At 49.2% G+C, this 18,257-nt stretch carries 16 protein-coding genes and 1 other RNA gene; 4 read left to right on the top strand and 13 right to left on the bottom strand.

The genetic code is table 11. The features are described 5' to 3' along the window. Nucleotides 1–22: 22 nt before the first annotated feature. From J4N45_RS02675 to rsmI, 13 genes are all read right to left on the bottom strand, one after another. A complete protein-coding gene (locus tag J4N45_RS02675) occupies nucleotides 23–772 on the bottom strand; it encodes a cell division protein FtsQ/DivIB (RefSeq protein ID WP_234496123.1) in 750 nt (249 codons plus the stop codon). Nucleotides 773–1,056: 284 nt separating this feature from the next. Continuing rightward, nucleotides 1,057–2,517: a UDP-N-acetylmuramate--L-alanine ligase gene (gene murC / locus J4N45_RS02670; protein WP_252013461.1), complete on the bottom strand. Its 1,461-nt coding sequence runs from the start codon at nucleotides 2,515–2,517 to the stop codon at nucleotides 1,057–1,059. Between the two features lie 17 nt (nucleotides 2,518–2,534). Beyond that, the gene (gene murG / locus J4N45_RS02665) at nucleotides 2,535–3,596 is read right to left on the bottom strand and encodes an undecaprenyldiphospho-muramoylpentapeptide beta-N-acetylglucosaminyltransferase (RefSeq protein WP_252013459.1); all 1,062 of its coding nucleotides are present in this window, start codon (nucleotides 3,594–3,596) and stop codon (nucleotides 2,535–2,537) included. Beyond that, nucleotides 3,583–4,809, bottom strand: a complete 1,227-nt coding sequence (gene ftsW / locus J4N45_RS02660; protein ID WP_286036896.1) for a cell division protein FtsW — start codon at nucleotides 4,807–4,809, stop codon at nucleotides 3,583–3,585. Before ftsW ends, murG begins: the two co-directional genes overlap by 14 nt. A 15-nt stretch (nucleotides 4,810–4,824) precedes the next feature. Next, nucleotides 4,825–6,153, bottom strand: a complete 1,329-nt coding sequence (murD, locus tag J4N45_RS02655; protein ID WP_252013457.1) for a UDP-N-acetylmuramoyl-L-alanine--D-glutamate ligase — start codon at nucleotides 6,151–6,153, stop codon at nucleotides 4,825–4,827. 21 nt (nucleotides 6,154–6,174) lie between these two features. Further along, complete coding sequence (mraY, locus tag J4N45_RS02650; RefSeq protein ID WP_128647974.1) at nucleotides 6,175–7,257, bottom strand: phospho-N-acetylmuramoyl-pentapeptide-transferase; 1,083 nt, start codon at nucleotides 7,255–7,257, stop codon at nucleotides 6,175–6,177. Then, nucleotides 7,254–8,618, bottom strand: a complete 1,365-nt coding sequence (locus tag J4N45_RS02645) for a UDP-N-acetylmuramoyl-tripeptide--D-alanyl-D-alanine ligase (RefSeq protein ID WP_252013455.1) — start codon at nucleotides 8,616–8,618, stop codon at nucleotides 7,254–7,256. The genes mraY and J4N45_RS02645 overlap by 4 nt, the downstream gene beginning before the upstream one ends. Beyond that, the gene (gene murE / locus J4N45_RS02640; RefSeq protein ID WP_252013453.1) at nucleotides 8,615–10,114 is read right to left on the bottom strand and encodes a UDP-N-acetylmuramoyl-L-alanyl-D-glutamate--2,6-diaminopimelate ligase; all 1,500 of its coding nucleotides are present in this window, start codon (nucleotides 10,112–10,114) and stop codon (nucleotides 8,615–8,617) included. The genes J4N45_RS02645 and murE overlap by 4 nt, the downstream gene beginning before the upstream one ends. A 10-nt stretch (nucleotides 10,115–10,124) precedes the next feature. Next, nucleotides 10,125–11,861 carry a penicillin-binding transpeptidase domain-containing protein gene (locus J4N45_RS02635; protein ID WP_252013451.1) on the bottom strand — a complete coding sequence of 579 codons (1,737 nt, stop codon included), beginning with the start codon at nucleotides 11,859–11,861 and terminating at the stop codon, nucleotides 10,125–10,127. Beyond that, entirely contained in the window at nucleotides 11,858–12,178 is a 321-nt protein-coding gene (ftsL, locus tag J4N45_RS02630; protein WP_252013449.1) for a cell division protein FtsL, read from the bottom strand. The genes J4N45_RS02635 and ftsL overlap by 4 nt, the downstream gene beginning before the upstream one ends. An 11-nt stretch (nucleotides 12,179–12,189) precedes the next feature. After that, nucleotides 12,190–13,140, bottom strand: coding sequence for a 16S rRNA (cytosine(1402)-N(4))-methyltransferase RsmH (gene rsmH / locus J4N45_RS02625; protein ID WP_252013447.1), 951 nt, complete (start codon nucleotides 13,138–13,140; stop codon nucleotides 12,190–12,192). A gap of 152 nt (nucleotides 13,141–13,292) precedes the next feature. Then, nucleotides 13,293–13,699, bottom strand: an RNA gene (gene rnpB / locus J4N45_RS02620) — RNase P RNA component class A. 45 nt (nucleotides 13,700–13,744) lie between these two features. Continuing rightward, nucleotides 13,745–14,608, bottom strand: coding sequence for a 16S rRNA (cytidine(1402)-2'-O)-methyltransferase (gene rsmI / locus J4N45_RS02615; RefSeq protein ID WP_252013444.1), 864 nt, complete (start codon nucleotides 14,606–14,608; stop codon nucleotides 13,745–13,747). Between the two features lie 62 nt (nucleotides 14,609–14,670). On the opposite strand from rsmI, the gene J4N45_RS02610 reads away from it, so the two are divergent. From J4N45_RS02610 to J4N45_RS02595, 4 genes are read left to right on the top strand one after another with little or no spacing between them, the layout of a single operon-like run. Next, nucleotides 14,671–16,572 carry a penicillin-binding protein activator gene (locus J4N45_RS02610; protein ID WP_252013442.1) on the top strand — a complete coding sequence of 634 codons (1,902 nt, stop codon included), beginning with the start codon at nucleotides 14,671–14,673 and terminating at the stop codon, nucleotides 16,570–16,572. Next, nucleotides 16,535–16,924, top strand: a complete 390-nt coding sequence (locus J4N45_RS02605) for a YraN family protein (RefSeq protein WP_042475983.1) — start codon at nucleotides 16,535–16,537, stop codon at nucleotides 16,922–16,924. The genes J4N45_RS02610 and J4N45_RS02605 overlap by 38 nt, the downstream gene beginning before the upstream one ends. A gap of 2 nt (nucleotides 16,925–16,926) precedes the next feature. Beyond that, entirely contained in the window at nucleotides 16,927–17,517 is a 591-nt protein-coding gene (locus tag J4N45_RS02600) for a phosphoheptose isomerase (protein WP_234494514.1), read from the top strand. Nucleotides 17,518–17,527: 10 nt separating this feature from the next. Further along, on the top strand, nucleotides 17,528–18,223 hold the full coding sequence (locus J4N45_RS02595) for a BON domain-containing protein (protein WP_252014641.1): 696 nt from the start codon (nucleotides 17,528–17,530) through the stop codon (nucleotides 18,221–18,223). Nucleotides 18,224–18,257 lie beyond the last annotated feature (34 nt).

Below are 18,257 nucleotides of genomic sequence, written 5' to 3'. Positions count from 1 at the left end.
GCTTATCGATACATAAAACCAGTCACCCTGTTGTATTCGCTTTTGAAGCTTCGCTGCTAGGTGCTTCTTCGACTGGGAACCAGCCAACCGCTGCCCCGGTGTCATAGCGCAAATCAATGTAGCTAATCTGCGATACTTTCTCGCCTAGTTCGCGATACAGAGACATAAATCGCTGTAAACGTTCGTCTAAGGCGTCTTTACCCAGCTCCAAGCGGATTCCATTATCAAGAATCACTTGCCAAGCACGGCGCTCGTTCAATACCAGAGAAGAGATCGCCAATCCTAGCTCAGCCAATTTCGCGTTACTATCGCGGTAGGTATCAAGAACGTAACGCTCGGTCCCTTCAGGGCCATAGAGTTTTACTTTCTGTTCTTCGATAACCGACACATCGCCACTAAACACAACGCCATGAATATCTAGCATATCAATGCCATTCCAGATAGCACTTGCCTGATATTCAGTAAGAAATACCTTCACGGTATCCGGCCACTGTTTACGAACCGATGCTTGCGATACCCATGGGATTTGCTCAACACTTTGTTGGAGCACATCAATGTCCTGCGACATGAATGTGCCAATATGCTCAAGACCCGCAAACGCGTGCTGAACATCTTTGGCTGTCACATGGGTTAGATCACCCTGAAGCACTATTTTCGATAAGGGAAGGCGCTGGTCGTCCCACATCCAGCTAATGGTGGAATAAAGTGTTGAACCGATGACTGCGATCACTGCAAATAAAAAAATCGCCCCGATCCCGTGTTTTGAAAACAAGGAAGCTCGACGCGTTAGCTCTACACTGCTGTCTGAAGTTTCAGTCAAACTCTTTGGTCCCTTATTAACTTCTCTTCGCCTTTCCTTAAGATAGTGGAATAAGAGTCTAATCTAATGGTGTTAACCTTAGGATTATACTAATCAATATCAAACTATCAAACACTCAACCCAAGAAAACTGGGCTTTTGCGCACTGAAACAACAAAAAAGTTCGAATGGGCGATCAATTCTCTATATCGCTCAATCGAACTCATAAATTATCAGTCAATCTCGAAAATCGACGTATCAGCTATTTTTCATCATTTGGATGTTCAGTTTCATCTGCTCCAGCTGCTTGGCCACTTTACCAATATCACCCGCCCCTTGCGTCAAGACAAGGTCGCCGTCTTGCAAGAGATTGGATAAAACTGATGGTAAACCACTCATTTCTGGAACAAAAACTGGATCTAGCTTACCACGAGTACGAATAGTACGACACAGTGAGCGTCCATCTGCACCCGCTATTGGGGCTTCGCCTGCGGAGTAAACATCCAGCATCACTAACACATCAACCTGCTCAAGCACATTCGCAAAGTCATCATACAGGTCACGGGTGCGGCTATAACGGTGCGGCTGGAATACCATCACTAAGCGCTTATCTGACCAACCATTACGTGCTGCTTTGATTGTGACATCGACTTCGGTTGGGTGATGACCATAATCATCGACCAACATGACGTTACCATTACCAGTTTCAAACTCACCGAGGTGCTCGAAGCGACGTCCAGTACCCTCAGTACCGAGCATGGCTTTCACAATCGCTTCATCACTGATGTTGTCTTCTGTCGCCACCGCTATCGCAGCGGATGCATTCAGCGCATTGTGTTTACCCGGAATATTCAGGGTAATCTCAAGGTTTTCTCGGCCTTTTCTGACAACGGTAAACTTACCTTGCTGTCCTTCTTGGCGATAATTCTCGATGCGAACGTCCGCATCATCGGAGAAACCGTAGGTGATAACTTGACGACTCACACTTGGAATCAGCTCACGTACCACAGGATCATCAACACACATTACCGCCTGACCGTAGAATGGTAGGTTATGTAAGAAGTCGATAAAGGTCTGCTTAAGCGTATCGAAATCACCGCCATAGGTATCCATATGATCGGCTTCGATATTGGTGACAATGCTGACCATTGGCTGAAGATGCAAGAATGATGCATCACTTTCATCAGCCTCGGCGATGAGAATACGGCTTGAACCTAGACGCGCATTGGTACCTGCGCTTTTCACTAGACCACCATTCACGAACGTCGGATCCATGCCCGCTTCTGAGTAAATTTGTGTCACTAGAGCTGTGGTTGTGGTTTTGCCATGTGTACCTGCAACGGCAATACCATGTCTAAAACGCATCAGCTCAGCAAGCATCTCAGCACGACGAACCACTGGAATGCGTGATTCTTTTGCAGCTACTAACTCTGGGTTTTCAGGGTCAATTGCCGTAGAGACAACAACAACGCTCGCCAGATCAATGTTACTTGCAGCGTGGCCAATGAAAATCGTTGCGCCTTTTTGCTGCAGGCGTGCAGTCACAGCGTTTTCAGCCAGATCGGAACCTGTGATCTGGTAGCCTTCATTAAGAAGTACTTCAGCAATACCGCTCATGCCGGCGCCACCGATACCAACAAAGTGAATGCACTTGACTCGTCTCATCTCTGGTATCAAGGCACGGATCTGCGCTAAATCTGGAGTTTGTTGCTGTGTCATGGGTTCGTCTCGTTAATCTATTTCGTTAATTCAATAATTTCATTTGCGACGCGCGTATCGGCGTCTAACTTGGCTGCACCTCGTGCATTGATTGCCAAGTCTTTTAGCTGAGCTCTGTCTAATGTGCGTATCTGCTCGGTCAGTTTTTCTACCGTGAGCTCTGGCTGTTCAATCATGTAGGCGGCATTGCAATCGACAAGGTGGTCACCATTGAGTGCTTGCTGACGATCTTTGTGCATAAATGGAATAAAAATCGCGCCCACTCCCACCGCAGCTAATTCAGAAACGGTAAGCGCTCCTGAACGACAGACAACCAGGTCTGCCCACTGATATGCCTCAGACACGTCATCGATAAACTCCGTTACCTCAGCGCTATCGACCTGATGTTGCTGATAGAGCGCTGAGACCTCTTGCTGACTTCCTTTACCCGCCTGATGGCGAATGGTGTAGCCACTTCCTAGCGCTGCCATCACAGGTGGTAATGTGTGATTAAGGATGCGAGCCCCTTGGCTGCCCCCCATGACAAGGATTCGAATATCGCCTTCGCGACCATCGAGTCTTGTATCTGGCGACTCAATATCCACCAAGTCTTGGCGTACTGGGTTTCCGACCACCTCTGCATTAGGAAAAGCGCCTGGGAAGGCTTGGAATACCTTTTTGGCAATCTTAGATAGCCACTGATTGGTCAGCCCCGCGACCCCGTTTTGCTCATGAAGTACAACAGGAATACCCATTGTCCAAGCTGCCACGCCACCTGGGCCACTGACGTACCCTCCCATGCCCAATACCGCATCGGGTTTCCAGCGTTTTAGGTGCTGACGAGCCTGCAAGATAGCACTGAAGATCTGAAATGGTGCCTTGATAAGCTTAGCAATGCCTTGGCCTCTAAGGCCCTTTACCTTGATGAAATCAATCTCTATGCCGTGTTTAGGCACTAGATCGGCTTCCATTCGGTCTGCCGTGCCAAGCCAGCGGATTTCCCACCCTTGCTCTTGTAAGCGTTTTGCTACGGCAAGACCTGGAAAAACGTGACCGCCAGTACCACCAGCCATCACCATTAAACGTTTATTCTTTGTCATTTTGAGTCTGTTTTTTATCTGTTTCGGGCTTACTTTTCTGAGGTGGCTCTGGAGCAACGTCAGGAAGCAAACGGCATTCATGATCGACACGCAGCAATATAGAAACGGCGACCGACATAATAATCAAACTGGAGCCACCGTAACTGATCAATGGCAGGGTCAAACCCTTGGTTGGCACCATACCCGCTGCAGCACCAACGTTAACTAAGGTTTGAAACGCAAACCAGATACCGATAGCGAAGCATAAATAGCCGCCAAAGAACTGCTGCTTTTCAAACGCTCGCTTACCGATGTAGAGTGCCTTTATCACCAGAGCAAATACCAGCATTAGCACCAAGACAACGCCAATAAACCCGAGCTCTTCCGCCAATACCGCGAATACAAAGTCAGTATGCGCCTCAGGGAGGTACTCAAGTTTTTGAACTGAGTTACCAAGCCCTTGCCCCATCCAGTTACCACGCCCGAACGCCATCAAGGATTGAGTCAACTGATAGCCACTGCCGAACGGGTCTTCCCAAGGGTCGAGAAACGAGGTTACACGCCTAACACGATAGGGCTCAACCAGAATCAAAGCAATCACCGCGCTGACACCAGCGACAAAGAGAGCGATGAACTGGGATAGCTTAGCTCCTGCGATGAACAGCAGTCCAAACAGGGTGACCAGCATAACCACAACCGTACCTAGATCGGGTTGTCCAAGCAGCAGAATTGCAAACGTGGTAAACACCATAATAGGTTTAATAAAGCCGCCAAAAAACGACTGACGCACCTCATCTTGCTTTCTGACCAAATAGCCGGACATAAAGATAAACAGCGATAGCTTAGCGACTTCGGCGGGCTGCAGGTTAAACAACCCTAGAGGGATCCAGCGAGAGGCACCATTCACCGATTTACCGACGACGAGCACGACAATCAATAGGAAAATGGATAGTGCGAGCAGATAACTGCTGTATTTAAACCATTTGGCGATCGGAACTTGCAGCACCACTGAAGAAGTTCCAAGCGCGAGAACTAAAAAGATCGCATGACGGAACATAAAATGGAATGGTTGGTCGGTGAGTCTCGAACTGATCGGAAACGATGCCGATGTCACCATCACAAGCCCTGTCACCATCAACGCAAACGCCAGCCAAACCAATTGACGGTCATAGAGCGCTTCAGGTGCGCTGTGGGTCATCCAACCCACGGTGCGTTGTCGAAGTTGATGAAACATAGTGACAGGTCCGTGTTAACTAACTTGTGTCGAGTATTGCTGAGCTAATTGAGTGAAATGATCGCCACGAGCCATAAAATTGGCAAACTGATCGAAGCTAGCACAAGCCGGCGATAGCATGACCATATCACCCTGCTGTAACTGTGGCGTGATCTCAGCCAAGATATCGTCTATCGAGGCATATTGCACCGCGCTATCGTGAAGTGGCCCAAACTCATGCCCATCGCGACCAAAACAGCACAGCTTCACGTTGAGTGCTGCTAACGGTGCCGCTAACTCAGAAAAATCGGCCCCTTTACCGACGCCACCGACCAACAGGTATAGAGTGCCGTCCAGTGAGAGCCCTGACAACGCAGCGAGCGTGCTTGCTACATTGGTCGCTTTTGAGTCATTCACCCATTTCACGCCACTATTGTCAGCAACAACCTGACAGCGATGGCTCAAGCCACGGTACGCTTTTAAGCACTCTAACGCTTGTTGATAGTCTACGCCCGCGAGCTTAAGTAATCCGCACGCCACCAATGCATTAGACCAGTTATGCTTGCCCACAATGCTAAGCTCGTCAGTAGCAATGATGAGCTCACCGTTATCAACAAGCCATGTGCGCCCGTCAACCTCTTGCATGCCAAATTGCGTCGAGTCAAAGCCGAACGTCGTTACAGTAGTATTAGACTGTAGAGGGTAGGTGTCCGGTTCATCTCGGTTGACTAATGCATTATCAGCATGCATGAAGATCCTGCGCTTAGCCTCCGCGTAATCGTCCATCCCCTCGTATCTATCCATATGGTCTTCAGACAGATTCAAGAAGGTTGATACTGTAGTATTGAGCGACGAGGTCGTTTCCAACTGAAAGCTCGAAAGCTCAAGGACGTAAAGGTCCGCATCTAGCTCTAACAAATCGAGAGCAGGAACACCAATGTTGCCGCCGACACCAACGCTTAAGCCAGCCGCCTTAGCCATCTCACCGGTGAGGTCAGTAACCGTACTTTTGCCGTTAGACCCTGTTATGGCGATAACGGGTTTGGAATTCGCCCACGCAAACAGCTCGATATCCCCAACGACACGTACACCACCTTGCAGTGCTTGATCAATTTCTGGCGTCGCCAGCGCAATGCCTGGATTGCATACCACTAAATCAGCGCTCAATAGCCACTCAGATTCAAAGCTTCCAGTATGCAAGGCTACGTCAGTCGGCAGCTGCTCCGCTCCAGGTGGATTATCGCGACTATCCATCACTTTGATAGCGATGTTTGAGTGATGTTTTCGAATGTGATTAACGACTGAGAGCCCGGTAATACCGAGCCCTACTACGACGACATTGTTAATATCTTGCCAGCGTTCCATCAACGGGGTCCCTATCTGAGATTAACGTACTTTCAGTGTGGCTAGACCAATCAGAACCAGCACAATAGAGATAATCCAGAAGCGAACGATAACACGCGGCTCTGGCCAACCTTTGAGTTCATAGTGGTGATGGATAGGAGCCATACGGAAGATGCGCTGACCACGAAGTTTGTATGAACCAACCTGAAGGATTACCGACAGTGTTTCCATCACGAACACGCCGCCCATGATGACCAACACAAACTCTTGACGCACAAGAACCGCGATCACACCCAGTGCACCACCAAGCGCCAATGAGCCCACATCACCCATAAACACTTGTGCTGGGTAGGTGTTAAACCATAGGAAACCTAGACCTGCACCAACCATTGCTGTACAAACCACAACTAGCTCAGAGGTGTACGGGATATACGGAATATGCAGATAGTTGGCAAAGTTCACGTTACCGGTTGCCCAAGCAATGACAGCGAAACCTGCCGCAACCAATACAGTTGGCATGATCGCTAGACCATCGAGACCATCGGTGAGGTTTACCGCATTACTGGTACCTACGATAACGAAATAGGTAAAGACAATGTAAAACAGTCCCATTTGTGGCATGACGTCTTTAAAGAATGGCACCACAAGTTGTGTCGCTGCTGTATCTTGGCCGTGAGCGTAAAGTGCAAAGGCAACAACCAAAGCAATCAAAGACTGCCAGAAGTACTTCCAACGAGCGATCAGACCATCGGTGTTCTTGCGCACTACTTTGCGATAATCATCAACAAAGCCGACGGCACCATAACCTAGCAGTACCGCTAGAACGGCCCAAACATATGGGTTACTCAGATCAGACCAAAGCAGCACGGTGACAGAAATCGCAAATAGGATCATCACACCACCCATGGTTGGCGTGCCACGTTTACTAAAGTGCGACTCTGGACCTTCGTTACGAACAACTTGTCCAATTTGCAGCATTTGCAGACGGGCAATCATTTTTGGTCCCATCCACAAAGAAATTCCAAGAGCAGTTAATACACTGACAATGGCTCTGAATGACAAATATTCAAACAGACGAAAAAAAGAAAAGTATGGCTGTAGTAACTCTGCAAGCCAAATGATCATGTGTATTTCTCCTTCAGTGCATTGGCGATATTGAACATGCCTGCACTTAGCGCCCCTTTAACTAACAAAGTATGAGGGGTCTGGTTTAACTGTACTAATGTTCGCTCGATATATTCGAGCATGCTGTCGTGACTTTCAAAATGCTGTCCACTGCATAAGTCACTAATCACTTTTGCATCCTCACCATAGGTCAAAACGTGCTCAAAAGCGAAAGGAGCAGCATGTTCACCGACTTCTTTGTGAAGTGCAAGGCTTTCATGCCCTAATTCGGCCATGTTACCCAAAATCAACCAACGCTGCGTTTGGGTAAACTGCCCGAGAAGATCGACGGCGGCTTTCATCGCAGGCACGCTGGCATTGTAGCTGTCGTCAATCAAGGTAATGGAGTCGTTAAGTTTTTCAACGTCAACGCGACGTTTCACTTTACTCAGTGATTGCAAACCGCTCTGGATCTGCTCATGCGTAGCGCCAACTTGCGTTGCTAACGCGGCTGCGGCAACCGCATTAGCCACGTTATGCTCACCAATCATGGTTAACTCTACTGAAACCGAACCCGTTGGTGTATGAAGTGTAAACAGCGGACTTCCGAGCGATGACATGGTGATGTCAGAGGCATAATAGTCTGCGTTAACATTCTGTTTGGAAAAAGTAACCACACGTTTGTCAGCAAGCACCTCATTCCAATAGTCACCACCATTACTGTCAAGGTTGACCAAGGCAATACCACCCTTAGAAAGTCCTTGATAGATTTCACCTTTGGCTTGCTTTACGCCATCAATAGAACCAAAGCCTTCAAGGTGTGCCTCGGCAACATTATTGACAATAGCGACATCCGGTTGAGTCAGCGCCGTCGTGTAAGCAATTTCACCGATGTGGTTTGCACCGAGCTCGATAACCGAGAACTCATCTTGAGGTGTATTGCGAAGTAAGGTGAGTGGCACTCCGATGTCGTTGTTAAAGTTACCTGCCGTGTAGAGCACCTGCCCTTTACTCGACAAGATGCTGGCAATCATTTCTTTGACCGTGGTTTTGCCACAACTTCCCGTAATGGCAAGGGTCTTGGTTTGGCAACGCTTGTGAACTTCTGCGCCAAGCTGCCCTAATGCTCGCTTACTGTCGGTGACCACGATTTGCGCCACCGAGACATCGAGCTCTCTTTCAACTATCAGTGCCGCCGCACCTTTATCCACGGCTTGCTCAGCAAAATCATGAGCATCAAAGCGTTCACCAACCAGCGCGATGAATAGCGCGCCGGCTTCGATCGCTCGCGTGTCTGTGGTGACATCCGTGATATGGACAGATTCACCGACTAGCTGACCATCGACGATGGCTGCAATATCCGTTAACGAAAGTTCAATCATAATGTGAGTCCTAGTAACTGCGCTGCGGTTTCTCTGTCTGAGTAGTGAACGGAATCAGTGCCAATCACCTGATAGTCTTCGTGACCTTTACCAGCAAGCAGAATAATGTCTGAGGCGGTCGCATTTCGCACCGCCAACTGCGCGGCCTCAAAACGAGAATGTTCAACGTAAGCACGACTTGGTTCACGCATTCCGGCCAGCATGTCCTCAACAATCGCTTTAGGATCTTCGCTGCGGGGATTGTCATCACTTAAAATCACTTTATCCGCTAATTGCTCTGCGATAGACGCCATCATGGGGCGTTTACCTTTATCTCGGTCACCGCCACATCCAGCGATCACCCAAAGCTGTCCTTCACAATGCACTCTTAGCGCCTGCAATGCCTTTTCGAGTGCATCTGGTGTATGCGCATAATCCACTACAATTTTGGGCTTATCTAACGCTTGGAAAAGCTCCATGCGACCCAAAACAGGCTGAAGTTTACAGGCAGTTTCGGTAAGCGCTTGTTTATCAAAGCCAAGGACCAGGAGCGCTGCGAACGCCAGTAACACATTACTAGCATTAAACTGACCAATAAGCGGCGCATCAAGTTTACCGCTGCCAAAGTAGCCATCAAATTCTATCGAGATGCCGCCATCACTGTAATGCACCGATGTCGCCCATAACCCTTTTTCGCTGAGCTGATGACCTTCGACAGAAACGGCAATCGCATCACTGCGATCAGAAAGCCAGCGACGGCCAACCTCATCATCGACGTTCAGCACGGCGTGCTCGCAATGATGCCCCGTAAACAGTAGCTTTTTCGCCTCTTCATAGCCTTGCATCGTGCCATGGTAATCCAGATGGTCGCGACTAAGGTTAGTAAAAATACCCAGAGAGAAAGGAACCGCCGCTACGCGCCCTTGAACCAAACCATGGGACGAGACCTCCATTGCCGTGTATTGCGCACCTTGGCTATCCAACTGGGATAGAGTGCGCTGGACGTCAATCGCGCTGCCAGTGGTATTTTTCGCTTCTTGCAGATCGCTTAAGAAACCATTGCCCGTGGTGCCCATGATGGCGGCTTTCTCGCCAAGCAGTTCAATCCACTGCGCAATAAGCTGAGTGATCGTCGTCTTACCATTGGTGCCCGTAACACCAATGACTCGCTGCTGGTACTGATAAAGACGCGCTGCGATCACCGATAGCAAAGTGTCGAGCTGATAGATATGAACAACAGGTACATCGTGAACGTAACTGATTTCGCCATGTTTGTGCTCAGCATCTGCCTGCGCAATAACAGACTTAGCGCCAGATTGAACTGCACGCTCGATAAACAAACGACCATCGACAGTGTGACCGATAATCGCCACAAAGGTGTCACCTTGTTCAATCGCACGACTATCAAGTTCCAAGTTAGACACCTTGATTGTGCCCAGAGAACTATCTGTCATCAGCTTATTGCTGTCATCAAGCCATGGTTTAAATAGCTTTGCCAATGTCAAAGAGGTCAACATTGCTTCTCACCTATTGCTGAAATTGGTTTTCGTCGGGAGCGACATTCAGTATCTGTAGCGCTCCTTTCATGATTTCGGAAAATACCGGCCCCGCTACGGCACCGCCATAATATTGGTCACCTTGTGGTTCATTGATGACCACAACCAAGGCAATGCGTGGGTCGCTCACTGGGGCAACACCTGAGGTGATCGCTACATACTCATCGCTATAGCCACCCGCAGCCGCCTTTCTTGATGTACCGGTTTTTGCAGCAACTCGATAGCCAGGCACGGCTGCTCTCGTTGCCGTACCTCCCGGCTGCGTTACCGCTTCGAGCATATGCAAAACCGACATCGCGTAGTCGTGATCAATGACCTGCTTTGACAGGTCTTGCTGGTTATTTTCAATAATATGTACAGGCTGGTATAAGCCACCATTGCCCAGCGTCGCATAAGCATGAGCGAGCTGAAGAGGCGTAATGGAGATGCCGTAGCCAAACGCTAGAGTCGCGATTTCAAACTGCGACCAGCGGCGTCGATTCGGGAAGATACCAGTGGTTTCACCGACGAGGTTAAGACCAGAGAGTTGACCGTAGCCGATAGAGCTATACATGCCGAGTAGCGCCTCTAGTGGCATGTCTAACGCCAGTTTAGCGACACCGATGTTACTCGACTTTTGCAGAATCTTAGCGAGGTTCGCTTTGCCAACCTTTGAGGTATCGCGTACGCGACTGCCACCAATTTGCATGATGCCATTGCCGGTATCGATAATGGTATTTTCATCGGCAATCCCAGCTTCTAAAGCCGCTAGCACCACAAACGGCTTAACAGTAGAACCTGGCTCCATAGCGTCGGTGATCACTCGGTTACGCATGGTAAATGATTGGCGAGAAGAGCGGTTATTCGGGTTGTACGATGGGGCATTGACCATGGCTAGCACGCCACCCGTTTTCACGTCTATGATGACGGCGCTGCCAGACGTCGCACGATAATCTGCTACCGCTTGCTTAACAGCACGATAAGCGATCGCCTGAAGTCTTTGGTCGACAGTCAGTTCGAGCGGCTTGCCTTCCTCTCTATTTTCCAGAGATATATTTTCTACCACACGCCCGTAACGGTCTTTACGAATAATGCGCTTGCCAGCTTCACCCGTCAGCCACTTGTCGTAACTTCGCTCCACCCCTTCAAGGCCATGCCCATCAATACCTGTTACGCCGACTAAGTGAGCACTAACCTCACCCGCTGGGTAGTAACGTCTTGATTCGGCTTTCAGTCCAACACCTGAGAGTTTTAGCTCTTTAATGTACTTTGCCATTGCAGGGCTTACTTGGCGTTGCAGGTAGATAAATCGGCGGGATTTGTTTTTATTGATTTTAGCGATCAAGTCATCTCGGTCGAGACCGAGAACATCAGCAAGGGCATGCCAGCGGTCAAGCTGTTTTAGACCATCGTCTTTGAAAATGGTAGCGGGATCGGCCCACACGGCCTGCACAGGTACACTCACCGCCAGTGGCTCACCGTTTCTGTCTGAGATGATACCGCGCGCAGACGGCAGCGCTTTAACACGCACAGAGCGTAAATCGCCCTGCTTAATCAGGTTGTCAGGCTCGATAACTTGGATGTAGCCGATACGCACGATAAGCGCAGCAAAGATAAGAAGCACGCCACCCATAATAAGGCGAAAACGCCAGGCAATGAGCTCTGGCTGGGTAGCTGCTTGCTGAGATTGTTTCTTGTTGGAAGACTTAACGACTTTTTTGCCTTTCATTTCAGGGAAACCACTACTTCCTTGTCTGCGTCTGGGCGCGTCATATCTAACTCTTGTTTCGCCATAGCCTGCACTCGGCTATGTTCTGAAAGCGCATTTTCTTCAAGTAAGAGGTTGCGCCACTCGTTATCAAGCCGCTCACGCTCCTGAAGCGCAAGATCTTTTTCATTAATGGCTTCACGCGTGTGATGGGTTGCAAATACCACCCCCATCGCTGTTGCGAATATCATCAAGAAGACCATGAGCGGTATACGCCCTACCGTGATGATATCTGAGGCAATCAGTTTCGCGAGATTATGAGTCGGCTGGTTAGACATCCCGTCATCCGTTACAGTTTTTCCGCCACACGAAGTACAGAACTGCGTGAGCGAGTGTTCATTTCCACTTCTTGATCAGAAGGCTTGAGCGCCTTACCGATTGTTTTAAGGTTAGCGCTGCCAAGAGCACGAATTTGGTCTTCCGTCATTGGGATACCATGTGGCACCTGTGGGCCCTTACTCTCTTTGCGCATAAAGTGCTTAACCATGCGATCTTCTAGCGAGTGAAAGCTGATCACTGACAGTCGCCCCTGTGGAGCAAGAATGCTTGCCGCCCCTTTAAGCGCGGTGTCGATCTCTTCAAGTTCGCTATTGATATAAATGCGAAATGCTTGGAATGCACGCGTTGCCGGATGCTTCTTCTCTTTGAAGCTCTTTGGCGCAGCTTCTGAAATCAACTTCGCTAGCTGACTCGTGCGCGTCAGCGGCTCTTTCTCTTCGTCTTCACGATGAGCAACAATCGCTTTTGCGATGCGGCGAGCGTGCTTGTCTTCACCAAACTCACGAATCACCCAAGTAATGTCATCAAGGTCAGCTTGCGCCAACCATTCAGAAACGGGTATGCCGGACGTTGGATCCATACGCATATCCAATGGGCCATCTTTCATAAAGCTAAAGCCGCGCTCTGCGTCATCAAGCTGAGGAGAAGAGACGCCAAGGTCGAGCAACACACCATCGACTTTCCCTACTAGGTCATAGCGCTCTGCGTATTCAGCCATGCCTGAGAACGGACCATGGATAATGGTAAAGCGAGGATCGTCGATCTTTTTTGCTTCTTCGATAGCCGTCGGATCGCGGTCAATACTGAATAGGCGACCGTTGTCACCCAATTGTGAAAGAATCTGACGACTGTGACCACCGCGACCAAACGTTCCATCAATGTAAGTTCCATCCGGTTTGATCGCTAGACCATCAATGGATTCGTGAAGTAGTACCGAAATGTGTTGAAAGGATTCGCTCATGGGTGATCTCGAGAGTTGCTTGGGCAAAGATGACAAGTTTACTGATTTACTGCAGTAACGTCATCTGGTTAAGTTCAGCCTATCGTAAAGATAGGTGATAAAAAAGCAAAAAACCCATCACAAAATCAATTTGTAATGGGTTTTTCTATAATAGGTGAAGTTGACCTGTAAGCCGGGTTCTGTATCCGCCGAAGCGGTGATAGCCATTCGTCTAGGCCAGCAATCGCTCACTGGCTCGAGCAACCTACCCGCCCCCTTACGCGAGCCACGCAATGTGGGGGCCTATTTGGTCTTGCTCCGGGTGGAGTTTACCTTGCAACGAACTATTGCTAGTCGCCCGGTGCGCTCTTACCGCACCCTTTCACCCTTACCTGTGCTCCTTCCGAAGAAATGGAGCCATCGGCGGTCTTCTCTCTGCTGCACTTGTCGTAGGCTTTCGCCCCCCAGGCGTTACCTGGCACCCTGCTCTGTGGAGCCCGGACTTTCCTCCCCTCCGTCAGTCTCCCCCAAGACAAGCTCAAGGGGACGTCAACGAAGCAGCGACTATCCGGTCAACTTCAGGGCGCGGATTGTAGCGAAGCGAGCAAGATTACTCAATGTTTTTCTAGGATAAGTTTTCCAAACCCCATTTATAGAGGGCGTTCTTCTTGAGGTTATAGATCTCAGCCGTCGCAGCAGCGGCTTTCTTTAACGGCAGTTCTTTGACCAAAATTGCCAAGGTACGCGTCGCGTCATCAGGCAGTTCTTCGTTCACTGGCTCTCTGTGTCCATGAATCAGCAGCACCATCTCGCCGCGCTTACGGTTTTCATCTTCTTCAATCCATTCAATCAGCTCACCTAATGGCAAACCTTGAATCGTTTCGTAAGTTTTTGTGAGTTCTCTAGCCAGTACTACCTCGCGCTCAGGACCGAGCACGTCCAACATATCAGCGAGGGACTCGGTGATTCGGTGCGGTGATTCATAGAAGATGCAAGTACGCTCAGCCTTGGCGATCTCCATAAATTTATCTTTGCGCCCCTTGCTCTTCGCTGGCAAAAAGCCTTCAAAACTAAAGCGATCAGATGGCAGACCAGAGGCACTCAACGCCGTGATCACCGCACATGCACCAGGTAATGGCACAACTTTAACGCCTGCTTGACGACATTGAGAGACCAAATGATACCCTGGGTCACTAATTAGCGGAGTCCCTGCATCAGAAACCAATGCAATAGATTCCCCCGCTAGAAGTTTATCGACTAAAACTTGCGCTTTTTGCTGCTCATTGTGATCATGCAGCGCAAATGTTCTAGTTTGAATATTGAAGTGAGACAGAAGCTTGCCTGTGTGGCGCGTATCTTCAGCAGCAATAATGTCGACGCTATTAAGCACATCTAGCGCTCTTTGTGTGATATCACCGAGATTTCCGATCGGTGTCGGTACAATAAAGAGCGTTGGTTGCTCAATATAAGTAGTTTTGTTGCTTGTCATTTGTTTACCAGCACTTCAACGATTAATATAATGATTTTACACGAATAGTGATTAAAGAGCTCATGGCAATGATGAACCCAAAGAGAAATAGTGTAACACGCCTACTGACTCCAATTGCATTGGCTTTGACCATTGCCGCTTGTTCTTCCCAGCCAAGCGCCCCTGCGAGCGTAGACATCACCCTTGCACCGACAGCCTCATCAGAGACTTATCTGATGCGCGCGGACGCCGATCAAGGTGGATTTGCCAATGAGTGGTTAATTTTAGCGCTTAAGGCTTCTATCCAAGAAGGTAACTACGAGCAAGCTCAAAGGCTCTCTAATCGCTTAGCGAAACAAAATCTAACAACGATTCAGCAAGCTGAATGGCAACTTGCTCGAGCTGAGCTAAACCTTGCTCAAGGTAAAGCGCAAGATGCTTACCTACAGCTTAACTTCCCTGTTGAGTGGCCACTGGCCCAGCAACAGTGGCAGCGCTACTACCAACTTCGCGCGCAAAGCCTAGCGGCGATGGGCGACTACTTCGAGGCAAGCCGTGAGCTGATCGCGATGTCAGGCTTCGCTCCACGTGACCAGCAAGAAGCCATTAATGCCGCTATCTGGAACAACCTAAACCAGTACTCTGCTCAAGACCTTTCAACATTGGTTGCTGAGCCGAAAGAAGAAGTGCTTGATGGGTGGCTACAATTAGCGACCTACATGAAAGCAATGGGCGGCTCTCTGCCTCAGCTTCAAAACACCTTGCAGAACTGGCTGACGGAAAACCCAACCCACCCAGCAGCTGTCTACACACCGCAAAGCATCTACGACATACTAAACCTCGAGATTTCTTCACCGCACAGTACTGCGCTTCTGTTGCCACTATCTGGCAAGTACGCAAAACAAGCTGCGCTGGTTCGTGATGGATTTATGATGGCGATGATGGACGACGAAGTGCGCGATCCCGAAGCCATCTTCACTGTCATCGATACTAACGAAGCAACACCGAGTGATATCAAAGCGAAACTTGTCGCCAATGGCGTCGATTTCATCGTTGGCCCACTTGTAAAAGAGAATGTTGAAAAGCTTCAGCAGGCTCAACAGAACTCAGAAACACCGATTCCGGCACTTGCGCTCAATATCCCAAACGATATCGAACCATCGCAAATGATGTGTTACCTAACACTGTCACCCGAGCAAGAAGTTGCACAGGCAGCACAACATTTAGCAAAGAATGACTATTCATTCCCGCTAATCATTGCGCCTCAAGGCAATCTAGGTAACCGGGTCGCGAAAGCATTTGAGGAAGAATGGTCCAAAGTGAGTGACAACAAGGTTGCGGTCGCACAATATGCGAACCGTGCTCAGCTCCAGAAAACCATTAACAATGTGTTTGGTCTTCAAGAGAGTCAGCAGCGTATCGCACAGATGGAAGCGCTAACAGGGATGAAGCTTGAGAATCAACCGCGTAGCCGCCGTGATGTCGATTCAGTCTACATTGTCGCGAATAACGCCGATCTTACTTTGATCAAACCGTTTATCGAAGTGGCGATTAACCCAGATGCACCACAGCCTAAGCTGTTTGCAGACTCTCACAGCCACAGCGAGAAGCGCCAATACGAAGACCTCACTGGTGTGGTATACAGTGATATTCCGCTGCTCGTTAATGAAGATTCTGAGCTTGATGCTCAAATGAACAAGTTCTGGCCTAAGAGCTCAAATGCAGAGAAGCGCCTCCAAGCACTTGGCATGGACGCGTACACGCTAACGAAAGAGCTACCGCAACTAAAAGCGGTTGAGGGCTACTCAGTAGATGGTCAAACTGGCGTGCTTACGCTTGACCAAAGCTGTATCGTACAGCGCCAAATTTCATGGGGCGTATACGGCGAAACCAAACCAGCTGCTGAGCAAGAAGCGACAGCAGAACCCGCTCAGGATGAGAGTACCGATGACATTGCTGCCCTGGAACAAACCGTCAGCGAGTAAGCGTGCCGTCGGCAAAAACTATGAGGAACTCGCCAAAGACTACCTTGGTCGACAAGGTTTAGTTCCTCTTACTGACAACTTCACGGTAAAATGTGGCGAAGTCGACCTCATCATGCGCGACAAGTCGAGCATTGTCTTCATTGAAGTTAAGTATCGACGCAATCAAAACTATGGCACGGCCCAAGAGATGGTGACACGTGCCAAAGCCAAAAAGATTGAGAAAGCAGCGACGCTGTGGCTACTCAAAAATGGCTTATCACCCTATGACACCGAATTTCGATTTGATGTGGTTGCCATCCACGAACAAGGCAATGATATCAACTGGATAAAAAACGCGATCACTCAAGGATAACCATGCGCGATAGCATCAAAGAAAGTTTTACTGAAAGTATTCAAATTCAAATAGCAGCGGCAGAAGCCCTGCCAGACGTCATCACTCACGCAGCCCAGGCCATGGTTGCAACTCTGCTGAATGGCAACAAGATCCTATGCTGCGGCAATGGCGGGTCGGCCTCCAACGCTCAGCAGTTCGTATCATGCCTACTTAACCGCTTCGAAACAGAGCGTCCGAGCCTACCAGCAATGACACTGACGGCAGACAACACCACCATGACAGCGGTTGCCAACGACTATAACTTTGAGGATATCTTTGCTAAGCAAGTGCGCGCATTTGGACAGACTGACGATATCCTGCTTGCTATCTCTACCAGTGGAAACAGCAAGAATGTCATCAAAGCGATGGAAGCGGCGGTTACGCGTGGGATGACCATCATCGCCTTCACAGGTAAAGATGGCGGCGAAATGGCAGGTCTGCTCGGCGAGAACGATGTGGAAATTCGAATTCCTTCACACCGCACGGCGCGCATTCATGAGGTTCACATGGTGACTTTGCACTGCTTGTGTGACCTTATTGACCAAGTTCTATTCCCGTCTCACGAAGAGTAATAGCATGAAGATGTATAAAGCGATCACGCTCCTAATGGTGAGTGTCATGATGTCAGGCTGTGCTGGATTATTTGTCGCTGGCGCAGCAACAACGGTTAACCTAGTCACCGACACACGCAGCGCAAAAGAGATCTGGAATGACAGCGCCCTTGAGTCCGAAGTGGCTGGCATGGGCAATAAAGCCCCTTACGTGGGCAATGTTCGAGTCGTTGCTAGCTCACAGCGCGGCACGGTTGTGCTAATGGGTCAGGCGAACACCGAGGCTCTGAGCAGTCAACTTGAGAGCCAAGTGAAGGGATTGAGCGGTGTCAAACGTGTCTACAACCAGATTCGCATCAAACAACCACTGAGCTTCACCCAAATCAGCAATGACAGCTGGCTAACGACCAAGGTCAAGTCGGCACTGCTTACTGATCAAAGACTTAACGGCGTAAAAGTCAAAGTCATTACCGAAGACAGCGAAGTTTTCTTGCTAGGCTATGTATCTAAAGAGCACGCCGATATTGCTACTGAACTTGCTCGCAACGTATCGGGTGTAAAGCAGGTTATTCGAGCATTCCAATTCAGTGAGCAACAAGAGAAGCTCAATACAGAAGCGGAGGCTGAGCCGGCACAAGTTGAAGAAGCGCCTCAACCTCAAGAAGAGGAAGAAGAGATGCGACCAATCATCGAAGAGCCAGCGCCATTTGTTGAGATTGAAGGCTAATCGATAACCCCCGAGCTAGATAACAAGTTAGATA

The organism is Vibrio sp. SCSIO 43140 (assembly GCF_023716585.1).
GTDB classification, from domain to species: domain Bacteria; phylum Pseudomonadota; class Gammaproteobacteria; order Enterobacterales; family Vibrionaceae; genus Vibrio; species Vibrio maritimus_B.
The sequence above is the reverse complement of the archived record's forward strand: the minus strand, read 5'-3'. Positions and strand labels throughout refer to the sequence as shown.